Source organism: Pseudomonas sp. 51_B (assembly GCF_017491595.1).
Classification (GTDB): domain Bacteria; phylum Pseudomonadota; class Gammaproteobacteria; order Pseudomonadales; family Pseudomonadaceae; genus Aquipseudomonas; species Aquipseudomonas promysalinigenes.
The window spans coordinates 1-245 of the sequence record NZ_JAFGYW010000564.1; the positions used below are offsets into that span (position 1 = coordinate 1).

A 245-nucleotide genomic window follows, 5' to 3' on the forward strand; every position below is an offset into this window, starting at 1 on the left:
CCGGAGCTGGCCAAGCTGCAGAACCCGTCGATGGCTGCGGTGCTCGAGCATGTGGTAGGCCATTGGGGTGCGGTGCTGATCAGCGTCGGGCTGATCATCTCGCTGCTCGGCGCCCTGTTGTCCTGGGCATTGTTGTGCGCCGAAATTCTTTTTGCCACGGCCCGTGACAAGACCATGCCGCGCTTTCTGGCCAAGGAAAACGCCAACCACGTGCCTGCCAATGCGCTGTGGCTGACCAACTGCAT

1 protein-coding gene is annotated in these 245 nt (G+C 61.6%); it reads left to right on the forward strand.

Annotation, left to right across the window (positions count from 1 at the left end; all coding sequences use genetic code 11):
• A partial coding sequence (locus tag J5M56_RS26190) for an amino acid permease (RefSeq protein WP_207938212.1) occupies positions 1 to 245 on the forward strand: 245 nt, incomplete at both ends.